Below are 2,524 nucleotides of genomic sequence, written 5' to 3'. Positions count from 1 at the left end.
CCCGATCCGGACCGCCCCCGGCGGCCCGGACCCGCCGGGCGGGGTCGGACGCCAGTGCGTCCACTCCGCCGACGCCGCCCCCGGTGCCTCGCGCTGGGCGGCTGCGGCGGCCCGCCGGGCCAGCTCCGTGATCCGGGCCTGGTGACCGGCGTCGATCTCGGCGAGTCGCCCGTCGCGCTGCGCGCCCACCCGGTCGGGAACGGCGGCGGCGGCCCGCCGGACCCGGGTCAGCCGTTCCCGGGCGGCGGTGAGGTCGGCGTCGGCGGTGGCCGCCCGGGACCGGGTGGCCCCGAGGGCGTCGGCGAGCATGCCCCGGACCCGGGTGACGAGCTGGGTACGACGGTCAGGCATCGGTCCTCCCCGGCGGCCGGGGCGTACCGTGCGGGCGGGGGCCGTCGCCGGTGCGGGGGTTGCCGGTGTCGGTGCCCCGGACGGGTTGCGGCCCGGTCGCCGGCCTCTGGTCGGCGGGCTCCTTGGGCAGGTCCCGACCGAGCCGGTCCAGCAGCACACCGGCGAGGACGCCCGAGGTCACCGCCGAGTCGGCGGCGTGCGACTGCTCACCTGTCGCCCGGGGCGGGGGCATCCGGCACACCCGGGCGAGCAGGGTCTCCAACACCTGTGGGGGCAGCCCGGGAAGCAGGTCCCGGACCCGGCCGTCGAGTTGGCTGCGCAGCCGGGGCAGGTCCTCGGCGCGGGGCGGATGCCCGAGCAGGTCCCCGGCCAGCTCGCGCAGCAGCGGCGGGGCGATGGTGGCCAGGCCCAGCCCGACGTCGGCGTGGGCCTTGCACAGCTCCCCGCGCAGCCGGTCCCGGTCGCCGGAGCGTACCCCGCCCACCACCTGTCGCAGCAGCTCCCGGGCGTCGGCGACCTGGGTGTCCGGCTCCCCGGCCGGAGCGGTACCCCCGCCGGTCAGTTCGGTCACCCGCACCGCCCACCACCGGCGTATTGTCGGGTCGGCCGACTCCGGTGGCGTCTGCCCCGCCGACGGGGGCGCGTCGTCGCGGGCCGCGTCGTGTCGGGGGGCCCGCTCCTGGGGCTTCGGCGGCGGGGCACCGTCGGCTGTCAACCCGAGCGCGGCGAGGTACGCCGAGAGCTGCTCCTGGGCCACCCGCAGCGCGTACCCGGCGGTCTCGGCGTGTTCGGTGGCTGCCGACAGCTCCGGCACCCCCATCGGGTTGCCCGACTCCTGCCGGACCCAGCGCAGCCGTTCGGAGGCCTGGCCGAGCTTCTCCAGGGCCTGGGCGAGCTGGCCGAGGGGCAGGTCCTCGGCGGCGGCCCGCACCTGTGCGCCGATGTCCTCGACGATCGACACGATCAGCCTCTCAGAGCGTCGAGACGTAGAGCTGAGCCTGCTCCACGGCGACGAGTGTGGCGGCCAGACACTCCTCCAGCTCCTGGGCGGCCTGGGTGAGGGAGGCCTGGGCGGCCTCCACAGTCTCGTGTCCGCTGCCCTCCAACGCGCCGGCCAGGGTCTGCTGCGCCTCGGCCAGCTTCTCGCCGGCTGCCTGCACGGCGCTCTGACCGTCGCCGATCTGCTGGAGCGCGACGTCGATGGCGGCCTTGAGCTCGGCGACGCTCGCCACTGTGGAACCTCCTGGGGGCGGGGAGGACTCCATTACAGCCTATTGCGGTCTGCGAGAGAACATCCGCCCTGTCGGTGTCCTGCCCGACTGTCCGGTTGTCCACCCGGTGTGTCCCCGCCGGGCAGGGCGGCACCGGGTCGTGACGTACCCGAGGTCCGTCGCGCCGACCCGGGGTCGCTGTCACTCCCCGCGCAGCCAGCGTGGCCCGTACACCTCCGCACCGAGCGCCCGGACCCGTTCCCGCAGCCCCCGGTCGGCGGTGACGACCAGCCGGCGTCGCTGCGGGGCGGCACCGACCAGGGCGACCACCGTGTCGTCGCCGCTGCGGTCGGCGGCCACCACCCGGACCTGCGGCACCCCGGGGACGTCGCGGGCCGCGCCCTCGACGACCAGGACCACCTCGGCGGGGGGTGGCAGTTCCGGTGGGCGGCCCCGCTCGGCCAGGGGGGTGAGCGCGTCGCGCAGCCGTGCGGTGGCGGCGGGCCGGTCGCGCCACCACCCGTCGGGGCGGGAGCCGACCACGTTCGCGGCGTCCACGATCAGCAGGGGTAGCTCGTCCACGCCGTCCAGCGTGCCACCCGACGGCGTTTGCCGGCCCGACCGCCGGGTAGCCCAGCGTGTCGACCCGGTCGGCTTCTACCTCGGAGGACGCTCATGTTGGGATCCGGTGACTTCGGCTCCGACCCGTGGGACGAGTTCCTGGCCCGTTACTTCGGGCGGGGTGAGGGTGGGCGTCGACCGGCGCACCGGGTCGACATCACCCGGTTGATGACAGCCGACGCCCGGGAGATGTTGGCCGACGCGGCCCGTCGGGCCGCCCAGCGGCAGAGCAACGACCTGGACACCGACCACCTGCTCTGGGCGGCGTTGCAGCGGGAGCCGCTGCGGGACCTGGTCCAGCGCGCCGGGGCCGACCCGGAGGCGCTGGTCAACGCGTTGGG

The 2,524-nt window shown here is 76.4% G+C and carries 4 protein-coding genes and 1 pseudogene; 1 reads left to right on the top strand and 4 read right to left on the bottom strand.

All coding sequences use genetic code 11. The annotated features are described in order from the left end of the window. From ABT336_RS27210 to ABT336_RS27195, 4 genes and pseudogenes are all read right to left on the bottom strand, one after another. Positions 1-351, bottom strand: a pseudogene (locus tag ABT336_RS27210) (FtsK/SpoIIIE domain-containing protein); the annotation flags it as partial. Continuing rightward, positions 344-1,312, bottom strand: coding sequence for a hypothetical protein (locus ABT336_RS27205; RefSeq protein WP_350900430.1), 969 nt, complete (start codon positions 1,310-1,312; stop codon positions 344-346). The gene ABT336_RS27205 and the pseudogene ABT336_RS27210, both read right to left, overlap by 8 nt. 10 nt (positions 1,313-1,322) lie before the next feature. Next, positions 1,323-1,583: a hypothetical protein gene (locus tag ABT336_RS27200; RefSeq protein WP_350900428.1), complete on the bottom strand. Its 261-nt coding sequence runs from the start codon at positions 1,581-1,583 to the stop codon at positions 1,323-1,325. A 180-nt stretch (positions 1,584-1,763) separates the two neighbouring features. Continuing rightward, positions 1,764-2,144 carry a vWA domain-containing protein gene (locus tag ABT336_RS27195; protein ID WP_350900426.1) on the bottom strand — a complete coding sequence of 127 codons (381 nt, stop codon included), beginning with the start codon at positions 2,142-2,144 and terminating at the stop codon, positions 1,764-1,766. 93 nt (positions 2,145-2,237) lie between these two features. Here ABT336_RS27195 and ABT336_RS27190 point away from each other — a divergent pair. After that, positions 2,238-2,524 (top strand): Clp protease N-terminal domain-containing protein (locus tag ABT336_RS27190; RefSeq protein ID WP_350900424.1); only part of this gene is annotated, 287 nt, incomplete at its 3' end.

This window comes from Micromonospora sp. NPDC000207 (assembly GCF_040300925.1).
Lineage (GTDB): Bacteria > Actinomycetota > Actinomycetes > Mycobacteriales > Micromonosporaceae > Micromonospora.
The sequence above is the reverse complement of the archived record's forward strand: the minus strand, read 5'-3'. Positions and strand labels throughout refer to the sequence as shown.